Source organism: Bacillus sp. RC251 (assembly GCF_044908765.1).
Lineage (GTDB): Bacteria > Bacillota > Bacilli > Bacillales > Bacillaceae_G > Bacillus_A > Bacillus_A wiedmannii.
Map to the genome: position 1 here is coordinate 532,291 of NZ_JBIYDP010000001.1, position 23,466 is coordinate 555,756.

A 23,466-nucleotide genomic window follows, 5' to 3' on the forward strand; every position below is an offset into this window, starting at 1 on the left:
GAGAAAACGTGATTCCTTTCGAGGGAATCACGTTTTTTTGTTGAAGTATTAGTGTGAGGTGTTGTATATGGAAAATGAAATGATGGAACGAGTAGAACAATTAGAAGAAAAGGTTAAGAGGTTAGAGGGAGAACTCTCAAGAACGATGAAAGCCCGAAAAACAAGTAATGTTCGGATGTTCGGAGAAGGACTACTGTTTTTAATATTTGGTGCAGTTGTAGTAGGGCCGATTATCGCTTTTGTAATCTCAATTCTTACTTGGATTGTTGAAAAATAAAATAAAAACAAAAAAGAACGCTTGTTCTACACGAACAAACGTGCTATACTTCCCTTAGATAAACAAAACGGAAATGATTTTAAGGAGAGATAAATGATGAAAATGACAGTAGACCAAAGATTTATGATGCCAGCAGATGTTGTAGAACGAGTGGAAGTATTAAGAAACAAACAAAGTAAGCGCGGCACATTATTACAATCTGTAAATAAATTTTTCGGTTTAGATACGAAAGAAGATTGTGTTTGGTTTTACGGTTTTTATGGAGTTGCTGTAAGTATTTTATTATTTATGGTGTTCACATCAAATATTTTCGATTTTCTCTTCGCGTAAGAAATATGCGATAAGGACATTGCTACCGAATACATATATAAAGAAGTAAGGTAATCTTCTGAAGCGGGAGTTGGTAGTAATGGCGATGTTTCCTATAGAGCGTAACTATATTGGGTATGGAAGTTCACGACCGGGAATTCCTCTTTCTAAAGTAAGGTTTATTGTAAGTCATGATACGGGGAACCCTGGTAGCAATGCGATAGGGAATCGGGATTATTTTAATGAAATACAACCGAAAGCTTCGGCACATACATTTATAGATGATAAAACAATATTGGAAATTGTTCCTATAAATGAAGTTGCCTATCACGTTCGATATGGTGTGCCGACAGATAATGACTTATATGGTTATGATGCTAATAAGGCTGCCATTGGAGTGGAACTTTGTTATGGCGGTGATGTTAACTTTTGGGAAGCATATACCCGTTTTACGTGGTATCATGCGTATTTATGTCAAAACTTCGGCTTGAATCCGAAGAAAGATATCGTATCACATAAAACACTTGACCCAGCTAGAAAGATTGATCCTGAAAATGTATTAGGGAAACAAGGTATTAAATTTCAGCAGTTTTTAGCAGATGTCTATCGGATGTACGTTTCGTTTAGATGACAAATATATGAAAAATGAATACAATAAAGATAGGTGCCTACTGCTGTAAGTAGGTTTTTTCTTGTTTTTATAAATAGCGTATTGGTAGAAGACTAGGAGTGAGCTGAGTATGCAGAAAGAAACAGCTATCATAATTGGAGGCGGTCCGTGCGGATTAGCAGCAGCAATTTCGTTGCAAAAGGTAGGGATAAATCCGTTAGTAATTGAAAAAGGAAACATTGTAAATGCGATTTATAATTATCCAACTCATCAAACATTTTTCTCTTCTAGTGAAAAATTAGAAATTGGTGATGTAGCTTTTATTACAGAAAATCGTAAGCCAGTTCGAAATCAAGCGCTTGCGTATTATCGTGAAGTAGTAAAGCGTAAATCTGTACGTGTAAATGCTTTTGAGCGAGTGGAGAAAGTACAAAAAGATGGAGAAGTTTTTCATATTGAGACAACAAAGCGTGACGGAAGTACAGAAATATATATAGCGAAATATGTTGTTGTAGCAACTGGATATTATGACAATCCAAATTATATGCATGTTCCCGGCGAGGAACTGAAGAAAGTAGCTCACTATTTTAAAGAGGGACATCCTTATTTTGATCGAGATGTAGTAGTTATAGGTGGGAAAAACTCGAGTATAGATGCCGCGTTAGAACTTGTTAAAACCGGTGCGCGTGTAACGGTTTTATATCGCGGAAGTGAGTATTCACCAAGCATTAAGCCGTGGATTTTGCCGGAGTTTGAGGCGTTAGTACGAAGCGGCACAATTCAAATGCATTTTAGGGCTCACGTGAAAGAAATTACTGAACATACATTAACGTTTACAGTCGATGATGAGGCATATACAATCCAAAATGATTTTGTATTTGCGATGACTGGTTACCATCCTGATCATAGTTTCTTAACGAAGATGGGTGTTCGGATTGATGAAGAAACAGGACGTCCGATTTATGCAGATGATACAATGGAAACGAACGCTGAAAATATTTTCATTGCAGGTGTAATTGCTGCTGGGAATAATGCGAATGAAATATTTATTGAGAACGGTCGATTTCATGGGGATGCGATTGCGCAAACCATTGCGTCAAGGGAAATATAAAAAGAAGCTGTCGAAATAAACTTCGACAGCTTCTTTTTAATTGTGCATAAACATATTTTGGATTGTTTCATGAGAATTTGTATTCTCTAATGCAACTAATAATTTAATACGTGCTTTTTGAGCATTTAAACCGTATGTGAATACAATACCCATATCTTTTAATTGTTTGCCGCCACCTTCATATGAATATACATCTTGCACGATGCCATTGAAACAGCGAGAAACTAATACGATAGGGATTCCTTTGTCGATTAATCGTTCTAGACTAGGAAGTGTTCTTGGAGGTAAATTACCTTGTCCAAGTGCTTCAATAACAATCCCGTCTACTGGAAGGTTTTCAATTGCTGCTAACAATGTATCGTCCATACCAGCGTATGCTTTTAGAACAACTACGTTTTTAGAAACCTTATTTACTGAATATGTTTCATGGTGTACTAAAGCGTGATGGAATACAACGCCGCGCTTTGTTACCATACCAATTGGTCCATACTGTGGACTCTGGAATGTTGCCACGTTACTTGTATGTGTTTTCGTTACATTTGTAGCGCAATGGATTTCGTCGTTTAATACGACTAAAACACCTTTTTCAGCAGCTTCACTACAGCTAGCTACTTTTACAGCCGATAAGAAGTTATATAGGCCATCAGCACCTAATTCATTACTAGAACGCATTGCACCTGTTACAACGATTGGAATAGTTGCTTGCACTGTTAAATCTAAGAAATAGGCTGTTTCTTCTAATGTATCCGTACCATGCGTAATGACTACGCCATGAATGTTGTCTTGTTTTACTTTTTCATCAATGATGACTTGTAATTGTAACATTTCGCTCGGTGTCATATGAGGAGATGGTAGATGGAACACGTCTTCAACGATTAAATCAACATCGCCTTCTAAATCAGGAATAAATTTTAAAAGAGGATTTTTTTCACCTGGCTGTACGACCCCAGTTTCTTTATCTTCCTCCATTGCAATTGTTCCACCTGTGTGTAAAACTAGGATTCTTTTCAATGCTTATACCCCTTTCAAGTTGAAAAATACATTTAGAACATAACATGTTTTGAGTAAATTCGACAATGGAAATGTATAAAAGTATGCATCGAAAATGACAATAAAGTTAGCTGCTATATATACGATGTATAAAATCACGAAACGAAATGTGTAAATGTAGGATAGGAGGGAGCAATTACATTGAAAAAGATGGAGAAAATTTTTATTCGTATATTAGTAATACAATTCATTTGTCTTTCTGTTGTGCAATTGTTATTTATACATAAGTCATCAGTGAAATATTTATCTAAAATTGTTTATTATGAAGGTGTCATGGTAAAAAACAAAGCAGAAATCTTACAGGTGAATAGGTAGTTTTCATTTTCTTCTATGAAGGATTATGCTACAATAATTGAGGATTTAATGACGTGAAGCAAATGAGAAGAAGCAGGAGAATACCTGCTTTTCGTTTTGTTTTATAAGTGAAAAAATGAGGTGTTACAATGGATAAACGAATTTCAATTGCTATAGATGGTCCAGCAGCTGCTGGAAAAAGTACGGTTGCAAAAGTTGTGGCAAAGAAACTTTCTTACGTTTATATTGATACAGGCGCAATGTACCGCACGATTACATATGCAGCCCTTGAACAAAAAGTGGACATTGAAAATGAAGAGAAGTTAATGGAAGTTGTAAAGAATGTAAATATTGAGTTTCAGCAAGGAGAAAATACACAACTTGTATTTTTAAATGGACAAGATGTTTCTGAAGTAATTCGTACACCTGAGGTGACGAATCGAGTATCTATTGTGGCGAAACATCGCCTTGTTCGTGAAGAAATGGTACGTCGTCAACAAGAGTTAGCGGAAAAAGGCGGCGTTGTAATGGATGGCCGTGATATTGGTACACATGTGTTACCAGATGCTGAAGTGAAGATCTTTATGCTTGCTTCTGTTGAAGAAAGAGCAGAAAGAAGACATTTAGAAAATATAAATAAAGGTTTCGATTCTAATTTAGAGCAGTTAAAAAAAGAAATTGCTCAGCGTGATAAATTAGATTCAGAACGCGAGGTTTCTCCTCTAAAGAAAGCTGATGATGCATTGGAATTAGATACAACTTCTTTATCAATTGAAGAAGTTGTCCAAAAAATTATGAGTATTGTTTCAGGAGTGTTTGCGAAATAAAGAAAGGGGATAACCTCTTTCTTTTTTTGTTTATATAGAAATGTAAAGGATGCGTGAATTGTGAGTCTCTTTCCTTGACAAATGATCGGATTTGTAAGAAGTTAGTAAAAGAAGGATAAAACTTTCAGAATATATTCGCTATTATATTTCAAAACATACTTTCTTCAAGATGATTTTGCTGTATACTATTTATATAGGTTTAATATATTTTCTAGTGAAATGTATGAAAACTGAGTATGTGATGATAAATTCTTAAACATGCAAATGAAAACATATGTTTTCATTTCGTATATACATAAAAAATGCTTTGTCAATTCTGTAGGGAGGTATTTCCATGGTAGAGAAAATGAATGAAGAAGTTATGGATTCAAAAGAATTACAAGTTGGTGACGTTGTTACAGGTTCTGTAACGAAAGTTGAAGAGAAACAAGTGCTTGTAAATGTTGGATACAAAACAGATGGCATAATTCCAATTAGTGAATTAGCTAACGTTCATATTGAAAAAGCAAGCGATGTTGTAGAATTAGATCAAATACTAGAATTGAAAATTATTAAATTAGAAGAAGATGATCTTGTCTTATCTAAACGTGCTGTTGATGCAGAAAAAGCATGGGTAGAATTACAAGAGAAATTTACTTCTGGTCATGTGTTTGATGTTACTGTAAAAGATATCGTGAATGGTGGATTAGTTGTGGACCTTGGTGTTCGTGGTTTTATCCCAGCTTCACTTGTAGAAGTACATTATGTAGAAGATTTTACTGACTATAAAGGCAAAACATTAGCCGTGAAAATTGTTGAATTAGACCGCGAAAAAAATCGTGTAATCCTTTCGCATAAAGCAGTAGTAGAATTAGAACTAGATTCTAAGAAAAAAGAAGCGATTTCTTCATTAAAAGAAGGAGACGTTGTTGAAGGAACAGTGCAACGATTAACGGATTTTGGTGCTTTCGTTAACGTTGGTGGTGTGGACGGTTTAGTTCATATTTCACAAATTTCACACGAACGTGTAGAGCAACCTTCTGAAGTATTAGAGCAAGGTCAAAAGGTAAAGGTAAAGGTATTATCTGTTGATGCTGATACACAACGTATTTCTTTATCAATTAAAGCAGCTCAGCCAGGACCTTGGGAGAATGTTGCTGGCGAAATAAAAGCTGGAGATATTCGTGAGGGAGTAGTAAAACGTCTTGTTACATTCGGTGCATTCGTTGAAATTTTACCTGGCGTTGAAGGTCTTGTGCATGTATCTCAAATTGCAAATCGTCACGTGAAAAATCCGAATGAAGTATTGGAAATGGGACAAGAAGTAAAAGTGAAAGTGCTTGAAGTCCATGTTGCAGAGAAACGTATTTCTTTAAGTATAAAAGAAACGCTTGAGGAAAATAATGTAATTGAGGATTACAGTCAGTATGAACCAAATGCTGATTCTGCTACTTTCCAATTAAGTGATATTATTGGTGAACAACTGAAAAAATTAAAGAAATAAAGAGGGGTACAAGTGGTAAGGGCAAAACGTAAATTAGATCATATTGAATACGCTCTTTCTACTGGTCAGTCTCGTACGCATGGATTTCATGATATTGATTTTGTGCATCAAGGATTGCCAAATTCAAGTTATGACACAATAACATGTGAAACAAAAATCGGCGAACTTTCACTAAGTTCGCCGATTTTTATCAATGCGATGACTGGTGGTGGGGGAGAGAAAACGTTACATATTAATGAGCAATTAGCATATGTAGCGAAACATCATAATCTTGCTATGGCTGTAGGGTCGCAAATGGCGGCGTTAAAAGATGAAAGTGAGGCTGCTTCTTATACGATTATCAGAAAGGTAAACCCAAATGGTGTTTTCTTTGCTAATTTAGGTAGTGAGGCAACTATCGAACAAGCAGAGCGTGCCGTTGATATGATTGAAGCGAATGCATTGCAAATTCATTTAAATGTCATACAAGAGTTAACGATGCCAGAAGGAGACCGTGACTTTACTGGTGTACTTCAGCGTATTGAGAAAATTGTATTAAATAGTAAAGTTCCTGTCATTGTGAAAGAAGTTGGATTTGGGATGAGTAAGGAAACCGTACAACAGTTAGCGAGCATAGGTGTAACGGCAATTGATATTGGTGGACAAGGTGGTACAAATTTTGCTGCTGTTGAAAATGAAAGAAGACAGCGAATGCTTTCTTATTTTAATGACTGGGGCATACGAACAGCAACCTCGATTATTGAAGCAACCTCTACAAATAATAACCTCTCTTTTATTGCATCTGGGGGTATACAAACAGCGCTTGACGTAGCGAAAGCAATCGCATTAGGGGCGAATACAACTGCGTTTGCTGGATACTTTTTACGTATTTTAATGCAAGATGGTATCGAGAAGTTAGTGGATGAAATTGATCTTTTACATACAGATTTGAAATTTATTATGACAGCTCTTGGTGCAAAGACGATAGAAGAGTTACAGGCTGTACCTCTTGTTGTAAAGGGCGAAACGTATCATTGGTTAACGCAGCGTGGTATTGATACGACGCATTATAGTAGAAGATAAAAAAATCAACCGTTTGGTTGATTTTTTTGTTTTTGTTCGTTTTAGTAATATAAGGTGAGGAATGGAATTAATATTCTATCAAAATAAAATTATTCCTATATAAACACTATCTTGTGCAAGTTGCGACTGAAAAAGAGGCTGGAAAATGTAGATAGTTTGCTACTGAATTATTGGGGAGAGTTTAATTTCGCAAAGGAAAAATAGGTAGAGATAAAACTAAACCATAGAAAAATTCGGATGTTAAATGTTATTTTGATATAAGTAAAAATCATTAAAATAATTATGTAAAAGACGGTTTCGTACAATATCGAAACCGTCTTTTTGTGTTCATTAGTGCTGATTTTGTTTTCGGGCTTGCTCTGGTGTATCCAGTCCAGTTGCACCCGGATATTGTAGTGATTGGTCACGATCAGATTCAACGCGTCGTGATTCTCTTAGTTTTCGTTCTTGACGATCTTTACCCATAATGAATAGCACCTCCTTATTAAAAGTGTTGCTGTTATATGAAAAAACTATGCGCGAAGAAAGTGGATTAACTTTCATAAAAAGTTCCCATAATGGAAAACATAGGAGGTGAAATGATGGAAGGGAGTACTTTTTATTTTTTAGCTTGGATAGGGTGGATTATTGTAACTTTTTTTATGAAAAAGGACTCTATGCGGTGGAAGATAAGCGCTTGTATATTGATTTTTATTATTTGCTCTCCGTTACATGTAACGATTGCTTCATTCAAGGTATCAGTAAATGCACTTTTGCTTTGTATTGTTGCTTTTATAGGAATCGCACTATATTCTATTTGGAAAAAATTATATAGCTTACTTTCGGCACTTATTATTGCAATGTTATATACAAGTTTTCATTTGTTAGAAGTATATGATCCGATTTGGATTGTGGTGGACAGGTTGTTTTTGGTAAGTGGTGCTCTTGTGTATGCATCGGTTTTATTGCATGAGGATCGCATATTACGATTATGTTCTCTTTATATAGGAATGTTACAGGGGGAATTGTTAGTGACACTTATTTTTCGAAAACTACATTTCCCTTATGATTACGGAAGTTTAGCGTTTTTTGATATCGTCGCCGTTGCTACATTTTTCATGGCAATTTTGTTTTGGATTGCAAAAGCATCAGTATACATGGAACAGTTCAAGAGGAAATCACGTAAAAGAAAGGCGAGGGTAATACATGACTGAATATACACCGGCCATTTTATGCGGAGTAATAGCGGGGACAGTAACGAGAGTGCTAATGCTCCGGACAGATACGCGTCAATATCCGACGAGGCTCCACGGGAAAATTATTCACGTTGCGATGGGGTTAATTGCAGCGGCTTTAGGAGCGATTGCAATTCCGTCAATTTTGAAAAAAGATTTTTCTGCTATTACATTTCTTACATTAGCAGCAACACAGTTTCGTGATGTGCGTAATATGGAAAGAAATACCCTTCAACAATTAGATGGATATGAGCTCGTACCGCGTGGAAATACATATATTGAAGGGATTGCATTAGTTTTTGAAAGTCGAAACTATTTGGCGATGTTAACGTCGTTTGCAACGACGTTTGCGTATATAGGATTCCATTCATGGATTGCTGGAGTAATTATGGCTATAATCGCATTTATTATCGCGAAAAAATTAATGTCTGGCAGAAGGTTACATGATCTTGTTGATATCGAGCATGTTCCACTTCGTTTTGAAGGAGCGGGGCTGTATATTGATAATATTTACATTATGAATATTGGATTACCAGCAAGGCAAGAGGAAATTATGAAATATGGAATGGGCTTTATTTTAAGGCCGAAAACAATTGATGCGATGGTGACAATCTCAAACTTAGGACAACGACAAGCTATTTTACATGATGTTTCTGTTGCTTTAGGGATTTATAGAGATTCTGGTACGCCAGCGCTTGTGCCGCTAGCAAAGCGTGATTTAGAAGATGGTAGGGTTGGGATTTTTGTCTTGCCACAAGATCAAGATGCAGAGAAAGCGATAGGTGTCATAGGGAATGTGCCGACGTTAGAAAGTGCTGTTCATATGTCATCGGAAGCCCCGAAAGGAAGGGGAGATAAAAGATGATGTTAGAAAGTGTAATTCTCGCGGTTATTACAACAACGCCGGAGAAATTTGCTGGTGGTGCCCCTTTGTTTACTTGTGAATCGACAGATGAGTTAGAATTTGTTGCAAATAATTTAGAGGCAATTTTAGATGGTATTGCACATCGCTTACAAGAGAATGTATATATTATTGTGAAACATTAGTAACGTGTGGTATAATGTGAGGTGTTTTGATACGCTGAGAAATATTCTGGAATGCAAATCCCTTCTTGCACAAAGAAGGGTTTTTTACATAATAAACAGAAGCAAGTTGAAAGGATGAAAGTATATGCCGAAACCAGTAATAGCAATAGTAGGCCGCCCGAACGTAGGAAAATCTACTATTTTCAATAGAATTGTTGGAGAAAGAGTTTCAATCGTAGAAGATATACCAGGTATAACGCGAGACCGTATTTATAGTGCGGGAGAATGGTTAAATCATGAATTTAACATTATTGATACAGGTGGAATTGATATTGGAGACGAGCCGTTCTTGACACAAATTCGTCAACAAGCGGAAGTAGCGATTGATGAAGCAGATGTTATCATTTTTATGACGAATGGTCGCGATGGTGTAACTGCAGCAGATGAAGAAGTTGCTAAAATTTTATATCGTTCTAAAAAACCAATTGTACTTGCGGTAAATAAGGTTGATAATCCAGAAATGCGTAGTGATATTTATGATTTTTATGCATTAGGATTTGGCGAGCCATTCCCGATTTCAGGTACACACGGTTTAGGACTTGGTGATTTGTTAGATGAAGCTGCAAATCATTTTCCAAAGATTGAAGAAGAAGCGTATGATGATGAAACAATCCGTTTCTCTTTAATTGGACGTCCAAATGTAGGGAAATCATCACTTGTAAATGCACTTCTTGGTCAAGAACGTGTAATTGTAAGTAATATAGCGGGAACGACACGTGATGCTGTTGATACACCATATAGTAAAGATGGTCAAGATTATGTAATCATCGATACAGCTGGTATGCGTAAAAAAGGGAAAGTATACGAAAGCACAGAAAAGTATAGTGTACTTCGTGCGCTTAGAGCGATTGAACGTTCTGACGTTGTTTTAGTCGTTTTAGACGGAGAAGAAGGAATTATTGAACAGGATAAAAAAATTGCTGGATATGCTCATGATTCAGGACGTGCTGTTATTATCGTCGTAAACAAATGGGATGCAGTGAAAAAAGATGAAAAAACAATGAAAGCATTTGAAGAAAACATCCGTGCTCATTTCCAATTTTTAGAGTACGCACCGATTGTATTCTTATCTGCGAAAACGAAAAAACGTACACAAACATTATTACCAGTTATTAATGAAGTAAATGAAAGCCATAGTATCCGTATTCAAACGAACGTATTAAATGATGTAATTATGGATGCGGTAGCGATGAATCCAACACCAACTCATAATGGTAGCCGTCTGAAAATCTTCTATGCGACACAGGTTGCGGTAAAACCACCAACATTTGTTATATTTGTAAACGATACAGAATTAATGCACTTTTCATATGAGCGCTTCTTAAAGAATCGTTTACGTGAAGCGTTTGGTTTTGTAGGAACGCCGATTCACATTATCGCTAGAGCAAGAGACTAATGGAGAGGATGTGATTTTATGACAAAAATCACAGTAGTTGGAGCAGGTAGCTGGGGAACAGCGTTAGCGATGGTATTAGCTGACAATGGACATGATGTACGTATTTGGGGAAATCGTTCTGAACTTATGGAAGAGATTAATACAAAACATGAGAATAGTCGATATCTTCCAGGAATTACATTGCCAAGCACAATCGCAGCCTACTCTTCTTTAGAAGAAGCATTAGTAGATGTAAATGTAGTACTTCTTGTAGTACCAACGAAAGCGTATAGAGAGGTATTACAAGATATGAAGAAATATGTAGCAGGTCCGACTACTTGGATTCATGCAAGTAAAGGGATTGAACCTGGTACATCAAAACGTATTTCGGAAGTGATTGAGGAAGAAATTCCAGAGGACTTGATTAAAGATGTTGTTGTACTATCTGGACCGAGTCATGCAGAAGAAGTTGGTTTACGTCAAGCGACAACTGTTACGTCTGCAGCAAAGCGTATGGAAGCGGCTGAGGAAGTACAAGATTTGTTTATGAATAGTTACTTCCGTGTATACACAAATCCAGATATCGTTGGAGTTGAGCTTGGTGGTGCGTTAAAAAATATTATCGCATTAGCTGCTGGGATAACTGATGGACTTGGATTAGGTGATAATGCGAAAGCGGCATTAATGACACGTGGTTTAACGGAGATTGCTCGTTTAGGAAGAAAAATGGGCGGAAATCCATTAACGTTTGCTGGTCTAACTGGTATGGGAGACTTAATTGTAACTTGTACAAGTGTTCATAGCCGAAATTGGCGCGCTGGAAATATGCTTGGAAAAGGACACTCTTTAGAAGAGGTGTTAGAAAGCATGGGTATGGTTGTAGAAGGTGTAAGAACAACGAAAGCTGCTCACGAATTAGCAGAGAAAATGGAAGTTGAAATGCCGATTACAGCTGCTTTATATGACGTGCTATTCAATGGGAATAATGTGAAAGATGCAGTAGGCTCATTAATGGGACGTGTTCGAAAACATGAAGTGGAAGCTATACCTGACTTACTTTAAAGAAAAGCGACAGAAGTACATTTGTACTTCTGTCGCTTTTTATTTTTATGGGTCTTTTCACCATTTTTTTAATTTTGCATAGGATGAAGAGTAACTTGAGGAGAGGGTGAAAAGAATGGATAATAACATTTTTAATAACATTGAAAAAGAAGCGAAAGTGAATAAAGAAGATATTTTTAAATTAGCATCATCTGTACAGAATGCGAATTTACGTGATGAGACTGTGCTTCGTCAATTGATTCATCAAGTGGCTCTTATGGCAGGACGTGAAGTGCCGAAAGAACAAGAGGATCAAATTGTAAAAGCAATTATTAACAATAATATGCCCGCTGATTTTGGTTCGTTAAGCAAAATGTTTAAAAAATAAGATATAAGAAACAAAGAGTTTGTAGATTGCATATGATAGCCATGAAAGTATGGGAATAGAGCTGTTTTGGGCATATTTGGTCAACCGAAGCGAGAGATACACTCGCTTCGGTTTTATTTTTATTTAGATTAGTGGAAGATGCGAAAAAACCTGTTGATTAAAGTTATATATTCGTAATTTGTAGTAAAATGTTCTTTTTGTATTTGTTTAAAGATTTTAATTTGTTAAAATAGTATAAAAATAGATTAATAAAAAGGGGTGTGTATATGTCAGAAGGGCTCATAAAAATGTGGTTTGCTTTAGGAGCAATTGGATTTATGTTTTTTGCAGTAAGTTTTATTTTACTAAGTAGATACAAAATAAAGAATAAATTTTTGAAAGGGATTACAGCGTTAGTAGCGTACACCCTTATGATTGTGTCAGGAATTGTTATTTTTCTTGTTGTATTTAGTGGACCTGTACAGCAGTAAAGGGAATGGTCTCGAAAATGCTACATACGGAGCAAGTTATATTAGTATGAAAAGGTGATTGCTAGTGAAAAAAGTCCATATTATTTTAATATTTTGTTGTATGAGCCTTTTAACAGGATGTCTGTATCCGAAAGAAAATATGAAACAAAATGCCGTTCCTTATGAAGATCAGATACAGGTTGTTCAAAAAGCTGTAGTGACATTTAAGGAGCAAAATGAGGGGATATTGCCAATTAAGACGCGGGATATGAGTACGCCTATTTATCAAAAGTATCCAATCGATTTTCAAAAGATTGCTCCGCGTTACATACAGGAAGCGCCAGGAAATGCGTATGAAAGCGGAGGAGTATACCAATACGTATTAATAGACGTTGAAACAAACCCGACAGTAAAGTTAATTGATGTTAGGATGGCTGAACAAATCCAGGAATTATCATTAAAGCTTAGGATGTATCGGGATGAACATCAATATCCGCCTTTTAAAAAGGTAATTTCAGATGGTGTATATGAATTAGATTTCAAAAAACTAGGATATAAAGATGTGCCGCAAGTGACAAGTCCGTATTCTGGTAAAGGGCTTCCTTTTGTAATCAATGAAAAGGGAGAAATTTATGTTGATTATCGAATCGATCTATATGAAGCGTTGAAAAAAAATGAAGGGCAATTTAAGGAAGGGGAAGATATTCGGAATATACTTTCGAAAGATTCTCCATTTGTACCTGCGTATTCTTTACCGTATACGGTAAAGAATGGAGAACCAATTTTTTTAAAATCATAAGTCATGAACCTTTCTTTTAGTGAATAAGTTCTAGAAGAAAGGTTTTTTATGTTACACAACTTGCGATGCAAACAAAAGGTATTTTTTAATAGTCATATGAAATTGGACAAAATTATATGATATATTGTCCGAACTTCTAGAATACCATTATATTATATCAGATATTATAGGCAACGTTAGAGAAGGTATTAGTTGACTATAAATGTGGAATTATTCCCAAAAATATTGAGGGAGGGAATCACTTGGAAAAGGTAGATATTTTTAAAGATATTGCGGAACGCACAGGCGGTGATATTTATTTTGGAGTTGTAGGAGCTGTTCGAACAGGGAAATCAACATTTATTAAAAAATTTATGGAACTTGTAGTTATTCCTAATATTGAGAATGAGTCTGACCGTCAAAGGGCGCAGGATGAACTGCCTCAAAGTGCTGCTGGTCGTACAATCATGACGACGGAACCGAAGTTTGTTCCAAACCAAGCGGTTTCTATCGAAGTAGATGAAGGTCTTGAAGTGAATATTCGATTGGTAGATTGCGTTGGATATACGGTTCCAGGAGCAAAAGGCTATGAAGATGAGAATGGCCCTCGCATGATTAATACTCCTTGGTATGAAGAACCTATTCCATTCCATGAAGCTGCAGAAATCGGAACACGTAAAGTAATTCAAGAACATTCCACAATTGGTGTTGTAATTACAACAGATGGAACGATTGGGGAAATTCCAAGAAGAGATTATATAGAGGCAGAAGAACGCGTAGTAAATGAGTTAAAAGAAGTCGGAAAACCTTTCATTATGATCATTAACACTGTACAGCCGTATCATCCAGATACAGAGCAATTGCGTCAAAGTTTATCTGAAGAATATGATATCCCAGTCATTGCGATGAGTGTCGAAAGTTTAAGAGAAACAGATGTGTACAATGTGCTTCGAGAAGCGTTATTTGAGTTCCCAGTATTAGAAGTGAATGTGAACCTTCCGAGCTGGGTAATGGTGTTAAATGAAGGGCATTGGTTACGCCAAAGTTATCAAGAAGCTGTTCAAGAGACTGTTAAGGATATAAAACGTCTTCGTGATGTGGACCGTGTCGTGTGGCAGTTTAGTCAGTATGAATTTATTGATCGAGCGAGCTTAGCTGGCATTGATATGGGGCAAGGCGTAGCAGAAATTGATTTATATGCACCAGATGAATTATATGATCAAATTTTAAAAGAAGTAGTAGGGGTAGAAATTCGAGGGAAAGATCATTTATTAAAGCTTATGCTCGATTTATCTCATGCGAAAATAGAATACGATCAAGTGGCGGATGCCCTGCGTATGGTAAAGCAAACAGGATATGGTGTAGCAGCACCTGCGTTAGCTGACATGAGCTTAGATGAGCCAGAAATTATTCGTCACGGTTCAAGGTTTGGTGTGAAACTAAAAGCTGTAGCTCCGTCTATTCATATGATTAAAGTAGATGTGGAGTCAACGTTTGAGCCAATTATTGGTACTGAAAAGCAAAGTGAAGAATTAGTTCGTTATTTAATGCAGGATTTTGAAGATGACCCATTATCAATTTGGAATTCTGATATATTCGGACGTTCACTTAGCTCTATTGTTCGAGAAGGCATTCAAGCGAAACTATCTTTAATGCCAGAAAATGCAAGATATAAATTAAAAGAAACGCTAGAAAGAATTATTAATGAAGGATCTGGCGGATTAATTGCGATTATATTATAAGAAAAAATCCCTCTCATCGTAGAGGGATTTTTTTTGATTTTCGCGTATAGAATAGCAAAATAAACAGTCATTATCTAATATATTGTTGTAAATTGTCAAGTTTCATCAGAATTTCACATTTTAAGAGTAACAATTTCCTTAAAAATATTGAATTATAAAGGAGAATCGTATAATATAGGCGTTGATAATGATTTATCTACATCTTTGTAGTATAGAATTTGTAAAAATTGCCTACAAATGAAAGTAAGACTCATTTTATGATCATTATACAGTCTTATCTTTGGGAGGAGGTGAATGGCATGAACAAGACAGATTTAATCAATGCTGTTGCAGAAGCAAGTTCCCTTTCTAAAAAGGACGCAACAAAAGCAGTAGACGCTGTTTTTGATTCTATCTTAGAAGCTTTAAAACAAGGTGATAAAGTACAACTGATCGGATTCGGTAACTTCGAAGTTCGTGAGCGTGCGGCTCGTAAAGGTCGTAACCCACAAACAGGTGAGGAGATTGAAATCGCTGCAAGTAAAGTACCTGCATTCAAACCTGGTAAAGCGTTAAAAGATGCGGTTAAATAATCCTTACATATTAACAGGGAAGAAGAGTTTCCTTTTTGGAAACTCTTCTTTTTGCTTTTAAAAACATAAATATGCTAGAATGTGTTCGTATCACTTTTAGGTTTTCGGGAGGGCTAGCGGATGGCAAAAGTTAATTTAGAACAAATTGAACATGCAGTGCGCCTTATTTTAGAGGCAATCGGAGATGACCCAAATCGTGAGGGAGTACTTGATACACCAAAGCGTGTGGCAAAAATGTACGCAGAAGTGTTCGCGGGTATGCATGAAGATCCGAAAGAACATTTGCATAAAGTGTTCGGAGAAGATCACGAGGAGCTTGTACTAGTAAAAGATATACCGTTTTATTCGATGTGTGAGCATCATTTAGTTCCATTCTATGGAGTTGCTCACGTTGCATATATTCCACAAGGCGGAAAAGTGACAGGGTTAAGTAAATTAGCTCGAACTGTAGATACAATTGCACGTCGTCCACAACTGCAAGAACGTATTACATCAACAGTAGCGAACTCTATTATGGAAGTACTAGAACCGCATGGTGTAATGGTAGTAGTAGAAGCGGAACATATGTGCATGACGATGCGTGGTGTGAAAAAGCCGGGCGCGAAAACTGTAACAACAGCGGTACGTGGTGTGCTAGAAAATGATGCTGCGGCACGTAGTGAAATTTTATCTTTTATTAAAACGAAGTAAAGAAAAGTGGGAAACTGCTTTTCTTTTTTTTTTTTTTTTTAATAAATGATATAGTTTTAGGAAGACAGAGTGAGAATAGAAAGACTACTTACAAGAATGAAAGATGTTATTTCATTCGGTGGAAGTTTGGAAAGAGTAGCCAAGTTTTGGTTATAGAAAATAGAATGAATGTGTTATAATAAGTTTTATGAATTAGAAAACAAGGGTGATTTTTGTGTGTGACATCTACGGAGGGTATGCGGGTATAAGAGAGAAATTGATGGAGAAATTACGCCATCCTTATTTTATAAACTATATTGAAGAACCATATATTGATGAAGAGAAAATAGCATTGTTATATGGTGCTTTAAAAAGTGCAAAATTACATATAGAACAAATTGAGCATTATGTAGTAACGATTATGCTTGTTCAAATTGCGCTTGATACACATGAAAGAGTATCAAATAAAGCAGGGGAAGAAGCGAATGAATCGCATAAACGTCGCCAGTTAACAGTGCTTGCTGGAGATTACTATAGCGGGTTATATTATTACTTATTGTCTATGAATCGTGATATTGTTTTAATTCGTGCGCTTGCTGAAGGAATTAAAGAAATTAATGAGCACAAAATAATGTTATATCAAAAAGCACATAAAACGATGGATGACATAATGGGAAGTGTAGTAACGATTGAGTCTGCGCTCTTACAAAAAACATGTGATCATTTTCATTTATCTCATTGGAAGCCGTTTATAACGTATGTACTAGGAAAAAATCGTCTTCAAAAAGAATGTGAACGATACGCTGATAAACAACATTCACCTGTTTTTCAAGCTATTCAAGAGATTTTGAACGATAAAGCGGATGCAGAAACAGTTATCAATGGATGGATGATGGAACTCAGAAAGAAAGAAAATCAATTTTTGGAAAACCACACAGATATAAGTGAAATAAACTCTGTGTTAAGAGATAGATCGAAGACATAAGCAATTTTACATTGGAAGAAGGTACGAGCATGCAACAATCAAAAGAAGAAAGAGTACATGATGTATTTGAGAAAATCTCTGATAAATACGATGTGATGAATTCTGTCATTAGTTTTCAAAGACATAAAGCGTGGCGTAAAGAGACGATGCGCATTATGGATGTAAAACCAGGTAACAAGGCTCTCGATGTATGCTGCGGGACAGCGGACTGGACAATTGCGCTAGCTGGAGCGGTAGGTGAACAGGGCAAGGTTGTTGGTTTAGACTTCAGTGAAAATATGTTATCTGTCGGTAAGCAAAAGGTGGAGGCGTTACAATTAAAACAAGTAGAACTTTTACACGGGAATGCAATGGAACTTCCATTTGAAGATAACACATTTGATTATGTAACGATTGGATTTGGTTTACGTAACGTACCGGATTATATGCACGTATTAAAAGAAATGACGCGTGTAGTAAAACCAGGTGGAAAAGTAATTTGTTTAGAAACATCTCAACCAACAATGATTGGTTTTCGACAAGGATATATTTTATACTTTAAATATATCATGCCGTTATTTGGAAAGTTATTTGCGAAAAGTTTTAAAGAATATTCATGGCTGCAAGAATCTGCTAGTACATTCCCAGGTATGAAAGAATTGGCTCATATGTTTGAAGAAGCTGGACTTGAACGTGTACAAGTGAAGCCGTTTACTTTTGGGGTAGCAGCGATGCATTTAGGTATGAAACCAGAATCAAAATAGAAAAAAGAAAAAAGAAGTTTTAGGTTAAGGTGAACAATATGAAGTTACAACTTATGTACTCTTTTTTACGATCGGATATTAATGTGATAGAAAAAGAATTAAAAAAGACAGTTGCTTCTGAACAGCCATTGGTAGAAGAGGCGGCATTACAACTTATTGAAGCTGGTGGGAAGCGAATTCGTCCTGTATTTGTGTTGCTTGCGGGAAAATTTGGAGATTATAAGTTAGATGCAATTAAACATGTAGCTGTTGCGTTAGAACTTATTCATATGGCTTCTCTTGTTCACGATGATGTTATTGATGCTGCATTTTTACGACGTGGTAGTGCAACTGTGAATGCGAAATGGGGAGATCGTATTGCAATGTATACAGGGGACTATTTGTTCGCTAAGTCTCTTGAATGTATAACAAATATCGAAATTCCAGAGGCGCATCAGGCGCTATCGCATACCATTTTAGAAGTGTGTAAAGGTGAAATTGAACAAATTAAAGATAAGTACAATTATGACCAAAATTTACGAACGTATTTAAGAAGAATAAAGCGAAAAACAGCATTATTAATTGCTGCGAGTTGTCAACTAGGAGCAATTGCTGCTGGCGCTAATCGTGATACGGTAAATCGACTATTTTGGTATGGGTATTTTGTAGGAATGTCGTATCAAATTATTGATGATATTTTAGACTTCGTTTCCACAGAAGAGAAGCTTGGAAAACCTGCTGGTGGTGATTTGTTACAAGGGAATATTACGCTTCCTGCCTTATACGCTATGGAAGATCCCGTGCTTCGTAAGAAAATCACATCTGTACATGAAAATACAACAGCGGACGAAATGAAAGGAATTATTGAGGCTGTAAAAAATAGTGACGCTATTGATCAAGCATTTGCGTTTAGTGAACGTTATTTACATAAAGCATTAGAAATCATAAAACCACTTCCGCGTGGACAAGCGAGGTATGCATTACAAAATGTAGCAAAGTATATTGGGAAACGAAAATTTTAGTGTTTTTTCTAAAAAATAAAATAATCTCTCTATTTCAAAACTATTGCGCAATTGTGATAAGGGTGTTAATATGTGTGTGGGGATATACAATTACATACATAATTCAGAAGTGGAGAGATTTTTTATGGAAAAAACATTTCTAATGGTAAAACCAGACGGTGTACAACGTGCCTTCATTGGGGAAATCGTAGCTCGTTTTGAGAAAAAAGGCTTTCAATTAGTTGGTGCAAAATTAATGCAAGTCACTCCGGAAATTGCTGGACAACACTATGCTGAGCACACAGAGAAACCTTTCTTTGGTGAATTAGTAGACTTTATTACATCTGGACCTGTATTCGCAATGGTATGGCAAGGTGAAGGTGTAGTAGATACAGCTCGTAACATGATGGGTAAAACAAGACCACATGAAGCAGCTCCTGGAACAATTCGTGGAGATTTCGGTGTAACTGTTGCGAAAAACATTATCCATGGTTCTGATTCGTTAGAAAGTGCAGAGCGCGAGATTGCTATTTTCTTTAAGGAAGAAGAATTAGTTGACTACTCAAAATTAATGAATGAATGGATTTACTAATTATTTTGAAATAATTTGTAAACGCTTTAATCACTGTGATAATAGTAGAAAGTGCAAGGAGAATAGGGGTATTCTTCTTGCACTTTTTTTGTTGCAATTAGTTACGAAGTTAGAGCTGTTATGATATATTGATATGTAAAGTAAAAGGCCTATCGGAGAATAAGCGAATGGCTGATCAAATATATAATTTCTTTCATATTTTTAGAGTAAGGAAAGATAATATCATTGCTTAATATAGCGGGATAAATACATATGCGAAAAGAGGAATAACGTATGCGATATATTACAGCTGGTGAATCTCATGGTCCACAACTTACAACGATTATAGAAGGTGTTCCGGCAGGACTGCCTTTAGTAGCGGATGATATAAATGAAGAGTTAGCTAGAAGGCAAAAGGGGCATGGGCGTGGTAGACGCATGCAAATTGAAACAGATCAAGTGCAAATTGTAAGTGGTGTTAGACATGGAGAGACATTAGGTTCTCCAATTGCACTTGTTGTTGAAAATCGTGATTTTGCACATTGGACAAAAATTATGGGCGCAGAGCCTTTAACGGAACAAGAAGAAAAAGAAATGAAAAGGAAAGTAACAAAACCAAGACCTGGGCATGCTGATTTAAATGGTGCGATTAAATATGGTCATAGAGATATGAGAAATGTACTGGAGCGTTCTTCAGCACGCGAAACGACAGTGCGTGTTGCTGCTGGTGCGGTTGCTAAAAAAGTGTTAGGAGAACTTGGTATTACAGTGGCGGGCCATGTAATTGAAATTGGCGGTGTACAGGCTCAGGAAATTACGTATAGTTCAATTGAAGAATTAAAAAGTATTACAGAAGCATCACCTGTACGTTGCTTAGATGAAGAAGCAGGTAACCAAATGATGAAAGCAATTGATGATGCGAAAGCAAATGGTGATTCAATAGGTGGAATCGTTGAAGTGATTGTGGAAGGAATGCCAATTGGAGTCGGTAGCTATGTACATTATGATCGAAAACTGGATGCAAAATTAGCAGCTGCAATTATGAGCATTAATGCTTTTAAAGGCGTCGAGATTGGAATTGGTTTTGAAGCAGCGCATAGACCGGGAAGTGAAGTTCATGATGAAATTCTGTGGAATGAGGAACATGGATATACACGAAGAACAAATAATGCAGGTGGATTAGAAGGCGGTATGACGACTGGAATGCCAATTGTTGTGCGCGGTGTGATGAAACCGATCCCTACACTATATAAACCTCTTCAAAGTATAGATATTGATACGAAAGAGCCTTTTACAGCAAGTATTGAACGTTCAGATAGTTGTGCTGTTCCAGCAGCTAGTGTCGTTGCAGAAGCGGTTGTGGCTTGGGAATTAGCGACAGTTTTAATAGAACAATTCGGATTAGATCGTATGGACCTTATTCGTGAAAATATTGAGAAACATAATGAATATGCGAGGGGATTTTAATGGGAAACATACATATTCAAACGAAATCAAAAGAATATGATGTACATGTAGGAAAAGAATCGTTGTCACATTTGACAACAATCATTCAAAACATGCAGCCATCTGTATCAAACATCATGATCATTTCAGATGAAGTTGTTGCAACTTTACATTTACAGACAGTTGTAGATGCATTGCAAATAAAGCAAAAAGTATTTTCATTTGTCGTACCGAGTGGCGAAAAAGAGAAGTCTTTTGAAAATTTCTATGCGGCTCATACGTCAGCTCTTGAAAATAAATTAGATAGAAATTCTTTAATTATTGCACTTGGAGGCGGGATGATTGGAGATTTAGCTGGTTTTGTTGCTGCATCGTTTATGCGTGGAATTCGCTTCGTTCAAGTTCCAACGACTTTATTAGCTCACGATAGCGCAGTAGGTGGGAAAGTAGCGATCAATCATCCGTTAGGTAAAAATATGATCGGTGCATTCCATCAACCGGAAGTAGTTGTATATCATACGCCGTTTTTACAGTCACTTCCTGAAAAAGAGTGGCGTTCAGGTTATGCAGAAGTGATAAAACATGCTCTTATTGGTGATGTAAAGCTGTATCATTGGTTAAAAGAAGAAGTGCAAACATTAGCGGATCTTCGTGATGAGAAGCTAATCCATATATTAACGAAGGCAATTCCTGTAAAGGCAAATATTGTATCACAAGATGAAACAGAAAAAGGCGTACGTGCTCATTTGAACTTTGGACATACGTTAGGCCATGCTCTTGAAAAAGAACTAGGATATGGAAATATTACTCACGGTGACGGAGTAGCGGTTGGAATGTTATTTGCCTTGTTTTTAAGTGAGCAAGTGTACAAGGTTAATCTTTCTTATGAAGAGATGAAGCAGTGGTTCTTAAAGTACGGATATCCAAAAATGCCAAGTGATTTGAATGTAGAGCGTCTCGTTCAATTAATGAAACAAGATAAGAAAGCGAACGCTGGAGCAATTCATATGGTGTTAATGCAGGAATATGGGGTAGTGAATGTCGTATCTATTCCAGATGAGACTGTTCATATTGCGTTAGAGGCATTTCAAAAGGATATGGTTTAAGAGCTAAGAAGTGCTTGTTTAAAGGTATCCTCGTAATAGTGACGGTTAAGATAAACGATTGCAGTGAGAAATTACAACCTTATTGTAATTGAATTGAATAAAACGACTGGGGGAAGAAAAATGAGAGTGAAAGAGCAATTGTTAACTTTGAGAGCATATGTACCTGGGAAAAATATTGAAGAAGTAAAAAGGGAATATGGGTTATCAAAAATTGTGAAATTAGCGTCGAACGAAAATCCATTCGGTTGCTCAGCACGCGTAACAGAAGCATTAACTTCTTTAGCGAGTCAATACGCTCTTTATCCAGATGGATATGCATTTGAACTTCGGACAAAAGTAGCAGAGCAGTTAGGTGTCAAAGCAGAACAACTGTTATTTGGTAGTGGATTAGATGAAGTCATTCAAATGATTAGTCGTGCATTACTACATGAAGGAACAAATGTTGTAATGGCGAATCCAACATTCTCGCAATACCATCACCATGCTGTTATTGAAGGAGCAGAAGTTCGTGAAGTACCACTTAAAGATGGCATTCATGATTTAGATGCAATGTTACAGCAAGTAGATGATAAAACGAAGATTGTATGGATTTGTAACCCGAATAATCCGACAGGTACATATGTAGAGAAACAAAATTTACTTTCATTTTTAGAATCAGTTCCTAAGTCAGCGCTCGTTATTATGGACGAAGCATATTATGAATATGCGGGGGCAGAAGACTATCCGCAAACATTACCACTTCTTGAACAGTATGAAAATCTTATGGTTTTACGCACGTTTTCAAAAGCATATGGTTTAGCTGCTTTCCGTATCGGATATGCGGTTGGTAATGCGAATTTAATCGGGCAGCTAGAAGTAGCAAGGTTACCATTTAATACATCGACTGTAGCGCAGGCTGTAGCACTCGCTGCATTAGAAGATCAAGTGTTTTTACAAGAATGTGTGAAAAAAAATGAAGAAGGATTAAATCAATATTACGCATTTTGTAAGGAATATAACGTATTCTATTATCCATCTCAAACAAATTTCATTTTCTTAAAACTCGGTATTCCTGGTAATGAGGCTTTCGAACGATTAATGAAGAAAGGATATATTGTTCGTTCTGGTGCTGCATTTGGTATACATGATGGTATTCGTATTACTGTCGGTTTGAAAGAAGAAAATGATGAAATTATAGAATTATTGAAAGAGCTTGTAAACGAGCAAGTAAAGAAAGAAGAAACATACTCTTAAGAGTTTGTGAAGGCTCCTAATATAGGAGTCTTTTTTATTTAAATGAAGGCCTGTAAAGCTTGATC

General features: G+C 36.4%; 28 protein-coding genes. 26 read left to right on the top strand and 2 right to left on the bottom strand.

Going from position 1 to position 23,466, the window contains the following annotated elements; all coding sequences use genetic code 11:
- Window positions 1–67: 67 nt before the first annotated feature.
- The 4 genes from ABH961_RS02820 (at window position 68) to ABH961_RS02835 (ending at window position 2,307) form a co-directional block, all read left to right on the top strand.
- The gene (locus ABH961_RS02820) at window positions 68–277 is read left to right on the top strand and encodes a hypothetical protein (RefSeq protein WP_000426773.1); all 210 of its coding nucleotides are present in this window, start codon (window positions 68–70) and stop codon (window positions 275–277) included.
- A 93-nt stretch (window positions 278–370) separates the two neighbouring features.
- Window positions 371–607 (top strand): DUF3961 domain-containing protein, encoded by a 237-nt coding sequence (locus ABH961_RS02825; RefSeq protein ID WP_001983018.1) that lies wholly within the window; start codon window positions 371–373, stop codon window positions 605–607.
- A 79-nt stretch (window positions 608–686) separates the two neighbouring features.
- Window positions 687–1,217, top strand: a complete 531-nt coding sequence (locus ABH961_RS02830; protein WP_001240648.1) for a peptidoglycan recognition protein family protein — start codon at window positions 687–689, stop codon at window positions 1,215–1,217.
- A gap of 109 nt (window positions 1,218–1,326) precedes the next feature.
- Window positions 1,327–2,307 carry a YpdA family putative bacillithiol disulfide reductase gene (locus ABH961_RS02835; protein ID WP_404518852.1) on the top strand — a complete coding sequence of 327 codons (981 nt, stop codon included), beginning with the start codon at window positions 1,327–1,329 and terminating at the stop codon, window positions 2,305–2,307.
- Between the two features lie 36 nt (window positions 2,308–2,343).
- On the opposite strand, the gene ansA is transcribed toward ABH961_RS02835, so the two are convergent.
- Window positions 2,344–3,318: an asparaginase gene (ansA, locus tag ABH961_RS02840; protein WP_088110189.1), complete on the bottom strand. Its 975-nt coding sequence runs from the start codon at window positions 3,316–3,318 to the stop codon at window positions 2,344–2,346.
- A gap of 180 nt (window positions 3,319–3,498) precedes the next feature.
- On the opposite strand from ansA, the gene ABH961_RS02845 reads away from it, so the two are divergent.
- The 4 genes from ABH961_RS02845 to ABH961_RS02860 all read left to right on the top strand — a co-directional run bounded on the left by ABH961_RS02845 (window position 3,499) and on the right by ABH961_RS02860 (window position 7,023).
- Entirely contained in the window at window positions 3,499–3,672 is a 174-nt protein-coding gene (locus ABH961_RS02845; RefSeq protein ID WP_000738047.1) for a YpfB family protein, read from the top strand.
- Window positions 3,673–3,800: 128 nt separating this feature from the next.
- Window positions 3,801–4,478, top strand: a complete 678-nt coding sequence (cmk, locus tag ABH961_RS02850) for a (d)CMP kinase (RefSeq protein WP_000361262.1) — start codon at window positions 3,801–3,803, stop codon at window positions 4,476–4,478.
- A gap of 334 nt (window positions 4,479–4,812) precedes the next feature.
- Window positions 4,813–5,961 carry a 30S ribosomal protein S1 gene (rpsA, locus tag ABH961_RS02855; RefSeq protein WP_048543558.1) on the top strand — a complete coding sequence of 383 codons (1,149 nt, stop codon included), beginning with the start codon at window positions 4,813–4,815 and terminating at the stop codon, window positions 5,959–5,961.
- A 12-nt stretch (window positions 5,962–5,973) separates the two neighbouring features.
- Window positions 5,974–7,023: a type 2 isopentenyl-diphosphate Delta-isomerase gene (locus ABH961_RS02860; RefSeq protein WP_098047370.1), complete on the top strand. Its 1,050-nt coding sequence runs from the start codon at window positions 5,974–5,976 to the stop codon at window positions 7,021–7,023.
- Between the two features lie 330 nt (window positions 7,024–7,353).
- Here ABH961_RS02860 and ABH961_RS02865 read toward each other — a convergent pair whose 3' ends face one another.
- A complete protein-coding gene (locus tag ABH961_RS02865) occupies window positions 7,354–7,488 on the bottom strand; it encodes a YpzI family protein (RefSeq protein WP_000513900.1) in 135 nt (44 codons plus the stop codon).
- Between the two features lie 116 nt (window positions 7,489–7,604).
- Here ABH961_RS02865 and ABH961_RS02870 point away from each other — a divergent pair, with 116 nt between their 5' ends.
- The 18 genes from ABH961_RS02870 to hisC all read left to right on the top strand — a co-directional run bounded on the left by ABH961_RS02870 (window position 7,605) and on the right by hisC (window position 23,401).
- Entirely contained in the window at window positions 7,605–8,216 is a 612-nt protein-coding gene (locus ABH961_RS02870) for a YphA family membrane protein (RefSeq protein WP_048543554.1), read from the top strand.
- Complete coding sequence (locus ABH961_RS02875) at window positions 8,209–9,102, top strand: YIEGIA family protein (RefSeq protein ID WP_000141603.1); 894 nt, start codon at window positions 8,209–8,211, stop codon at window positions 9,100–9,102. Before ABH961_RS02870 ends, ABH961_RS02875 begins: the two co-directional genes overlap by 8 nt.
- Window positions 9,099–9,284 carry a capping complex subunit for YIEGIA gene (locus ABH961_RS02880; protein ID WP_000979052.1) on the top strand — a complete coding sequence of 62 codons (186 nt, stop codon included), beginning with the start codon at window positions 9,099–9,101 and terminating at the stop codon, window positions 9,282–9,284. The genes ABH961_RS02875 and ABH961_RS02880 overlap by 4 nt, the downstream gene beginning before the upstream one ends.
- 124 nt (window positions 9,285–9,408) lie before the next feature.
- The gene (der, locus tag ABH961_RS02885) at window positions 9,409–10,719 is read left to right on the top strand and encodes a ribosome biogenesis GTPase Der (RefSeq protein WP_001125888.1); all 1,311 of its coding nucleotides are present in this window, start codon (window positions 9,409–9,411) and stop codon (window positions 10,717–10,719) included.
- Window positions 10,720–10,737: 18 nt separating this feature from the next.
- Complete coding sequence (locus ABH961_RS02890; protein ID WP_404518855.1) at window positions 10,738–11,760, top strand: NAD(P)H-dependent glycerol-3-phosphate dehydrogenase; 1,023 nt, start codon at window positions 10,738–10,740, stop codon at window positions 11,758–11,760.
- 115 nt (window positions 11,761–11,875) lie between these two features.
- A complete protein-coding gene (locus ABH961_RS02895) occupies window positions 11,876–12,127 on the top strand; it encodes a stage VI sporulation protein F (protein WP_000369753.1) in 252 nt (83 codons plus the stop codon).
- A gap of 266 nt (window positions 12,128–12,393) precedes the next feature.
- The gene (locus ABH961_RS02900) at window positions 12,394–12,597 is read left to right on the top strand and encodes a DUF2768 domain-containing protein (RefSeq protein WP_001288995.1); all 204 of its coding nucleotides are present in this window, start codon (window positions 12,394–12,396) and stop codon (window positions 12,595–12,597) included.
- Between the two features lie 64 nt (window positions 12,598–12,661).
- On the top strand, window positions 12,662–13,375 hold the full coding sequence (locus ABH961_RS02905) for a hypothetical protein (protein ID WP_000755477.1): 714 nt from the start codon (window positions 12,662–12,664) through the stop codon (window positions 13,373–13,375).
- 242 nt (window positions 13,376–13,617) lie between these two features.
- Entirely contained in the window at window positions 13,618–15,096 is a 1,479-nt protein-coding gene (spoIVA, locus tag ABH961_RS02910; protein ID WP_000416519.1) for a stage IV sporulation protein A, read from the top strand.
- 299 nt (window positions 15,097–15,395) lie between these two features.
- Window positions 15,396–15,668 carry an HU family DNA-binding protein gene (locus tag ABH961_RS02915; RefSeq protein ID WP_001043860.1) on the top strand — a complete coding sequence of 91 codons (273 nt, stop codon included), beginning with the start codon at window positions 15,396–15,398 and terminating at the stop codon, window positions 15,666–15,668.
- A 120-nt stretch (window positions 15,669–15,788) separates the two neighbouring features.
- The gene (folE, locus tag ABH961_RS02920) at window positions 15,789–16,358 is read left to right on the top strand and encodes a GTP cyclohydrolase I FolE (protein WP_001151478.1); all 570 of its coding nucleotides are present in this window, start codon (window positions 15,789–15,791) and stop codon (window positions 16,356–16,358) included.
- 214 nt (window positions 16,359–16,572) lie between these two features.
- On the top strand, window positions 16,573–17,322 hold the full coding sequence (locus ABH961_RS02925; protein WP_141520013.1) for a heptaprenyl diphosphate synthase component 1: 750 nt from the start codon (window positions 16,573–16,575) through the stop codon (window positions 17,320–17,322).
- A gap of 29 nt (window positions 17,323–17,351) precedes the next feature.
- Window positions 17,352–18,065, top strand: a complete 714-nt coding sequence (menG, locus tag ABH961_RS02930; RefSeq protein WP_001187660.1) for a 2-heptaprenyl-1,4-naphthoquinone methyltransferase — start codon at window positions 17,352–17,354, stop codon at window positions 18,063–18,065.
- Between the two features lie 38 nt (window positions 18,066–18,103).
- Window positions 18,104–19,066, top strand: a complete 963-nt coding sequence (gene hepT, locus ABH961_RS02935) for a heptaprenyl diphosphate synthase component II (RefSeq protein ID WP_048543547.1) — start codon at window positions 18,104–18,106, stop codon at window positions 19,064–19,066.
- A gap of 124 nt (window positions 19,067–19,190) precedes the next feature.
- Window positions 19,191–19,637, top strand: coding sequence for a nucleoside-diphosphate kinase (gene ndk, locus ABH961_RS02940; RefSeq protein WP_000415885.1), 447 nt, complete (start codon window positions 19,191–19,193; stop codon window positions 19,635–19,637).
- A gap of 273 nt (window positions 19,638–19,910) precedes the next feature.
- The gene (gene aroC / locus ABH961_RS02945; protein WP_098847378.1) at window positions 19,911–21,083 is read left to right on the top strand and encodes a chorismate synthase; all 1,173 of its coding nucleotides are present in this window, start codon (window positions 19,911–19,913) and stop codon (window positions 21,081–21,083) included.
- Entirely contained in the window at window positions 21,083–22,168 is a 1,086-nt protein-coding gene (gene aroB, locus ABH961_RS02950) for a 3-dehydroquinate synthase (protein ID WP_098047373.1), read from the top strand. The genes aroC and aroB overlap by 1 nt, the downstream gene beginning before the upstream one ends.
- 120 nt (window positions 22,169–22,288) lie before the next feature.
- A complete protein-coding gene (gene hisC / locus ABH961_RS02955; RefSeq protein WP_048543540.1) occupies window positions 22,289–23,401 on the top strand; it encodes a histidinol-phosphate transaminase in 1,113 nt (370 codons plus the stop codon).
- Window positions 23,402–23,466: the final 65 nt, after the last annotated feature.

Bases quoted from the DNA above. Each gene is read 5' to 3' on its own strand.
- ABH961_RS02825 (WP_001983018.1), top strand. From the start codon at position 371: ATGATGAAAATGACAGTAGACCAAAGATTTATGATGCCAGCAGATGTT.
- aroC (WP_098847378.1), top strand. From the start codon at position 19,911: ATGCGATATATTACAGCTGGTGAATCTCATGGTCCACAACTTACAACG.
- ABH961_RS02915 (WP_001043860.1), top strand. From the start codon at position 15,396: ATGAACAAGACAGATTTAATCAATGCTGTTGCAGAAGCAAGTTCCCTT.
- der (WP_001125888.1), top strand. From the start codon at position 9,409: ATGCCGAAACCAGTAATAGCAATAGTAGGCCGCCCGAACGTAGGAAAA.
- rpsA (WP_048543558.1), top strand. From the start codon at position 4,813: ATGGTAGAGAAAATGAATGAAGAAGTTATGGATTCAAAAGAATTACAA.
- ABH961_RS02865 (WP_000513900.1), bottom strand. From the start codon at position 7,488: ATGGGTAAAGATCGTCAAGAACGAAAACTAAGAGAATCACGACGCGTT.
- hepT (WP_048543547.1), top strand. From the start codon at position 18,104: ATGAAGTTACAACTTATGTACTCTTTTTTACGATCGGATATTAATGTG.
- hisC (WP_048543540.1), top strand. From the start codon at position 22,289: ATGAGAGTGAAAGAGCAATTGTTAACTTTGAGAGCATATGTACCTGGG.
- ABH961_RS02870 (WP_048543554.1), top strand. From the start codon at position 7,605: ATGGAAGGGAGTACTTTTTATTTTTTAGCTTGGATAGGGTGGATTATT.
- menG (WP_001187660.1), top strand. From the start codon at position 17,352: ATGCAACAATCAAAAGAAGAAAGAGTACATGATGTATTTGAGAAAATC.
- ABH961_RS02835 (WP_404518852.1), top strand. From the start codon at position 1,327: ATGCAGAAAGAAACAGCTATCATAATTGGAGGCGGTCCGTGCGGATTA.
- ABH961_RS02830 (WP_001240648.1), top strand. From the start codon at position 687: ATGGCGATGTTTCCTATAGAGCGTAACTATATTGGGTATGGAAGTTCA.
- ABH961_RS02820 (WP_000426773.1), top strand. From the start codon at position 68: ATGGAAAATGAAATGATGGAACGAGTAGAACAATTAGAAGAAAAGGTT.
- ABH961_RS02895 (WP_000369753.1), top strand. From the start codon at position 11,876: ATGGATAATAACATTTTTAATAACATTGAAAAAGAAGCGAAAGTGAAT.
- ndk (WP_000415885.1), top strand. From the start codon at position 19,191: ATGGAAAAAACATTTCTAATGGTAAAACCAGACGGTGTACAACGTGCC.
- ABH961_RS02880 (WP_000979052.1), top strand. From the start codon at position 9,099: ATGATGTTAGAAAGTGTAATTCTCGCGGTTATTACAACAACGCCGGAG.
- cmk (WP_000361262.1), top strand. From the start codon at position 3,801: ATGGATAAACGAATTTCAATTGCTATAGATGGTCCAGCAGCTGCTGGA.
- aroB (WP_098047373.1), top strand. From the start codon at position 21,083: ATGGGAAACATACATATTCAAACGAAATCAAAAGAATATGATGTACAT.
- ABH961_RS02875 (WP_000141603.1), top strand. From the start codon at position 8,209: ATGACTGAATATACACCGGCCATTTTATGCGGAGTAATAGCGGGGACA.
- folE (WP_001151478.1), top strand. From the start codon at position 15,789: ATGGCAAAAGTTAATTTAGAACAAATTGAACATGCAGTGCGCCTTATT.
- ABH961_RS02900 (WP_001288995.1), top strand. From the start codon at position 12,394: ATGTCAGAAGGGCTCATAAAAATGTGGTTTGCTTTAGGAGCAATTGGA.
- ABH961_RS02890 (WP_404518855.1), top strand. From the start codon at position 10,738: ATGACAAAAATCACAGTAGTTGGAGCAGGTAGCTGGGGAACAGCGTTA.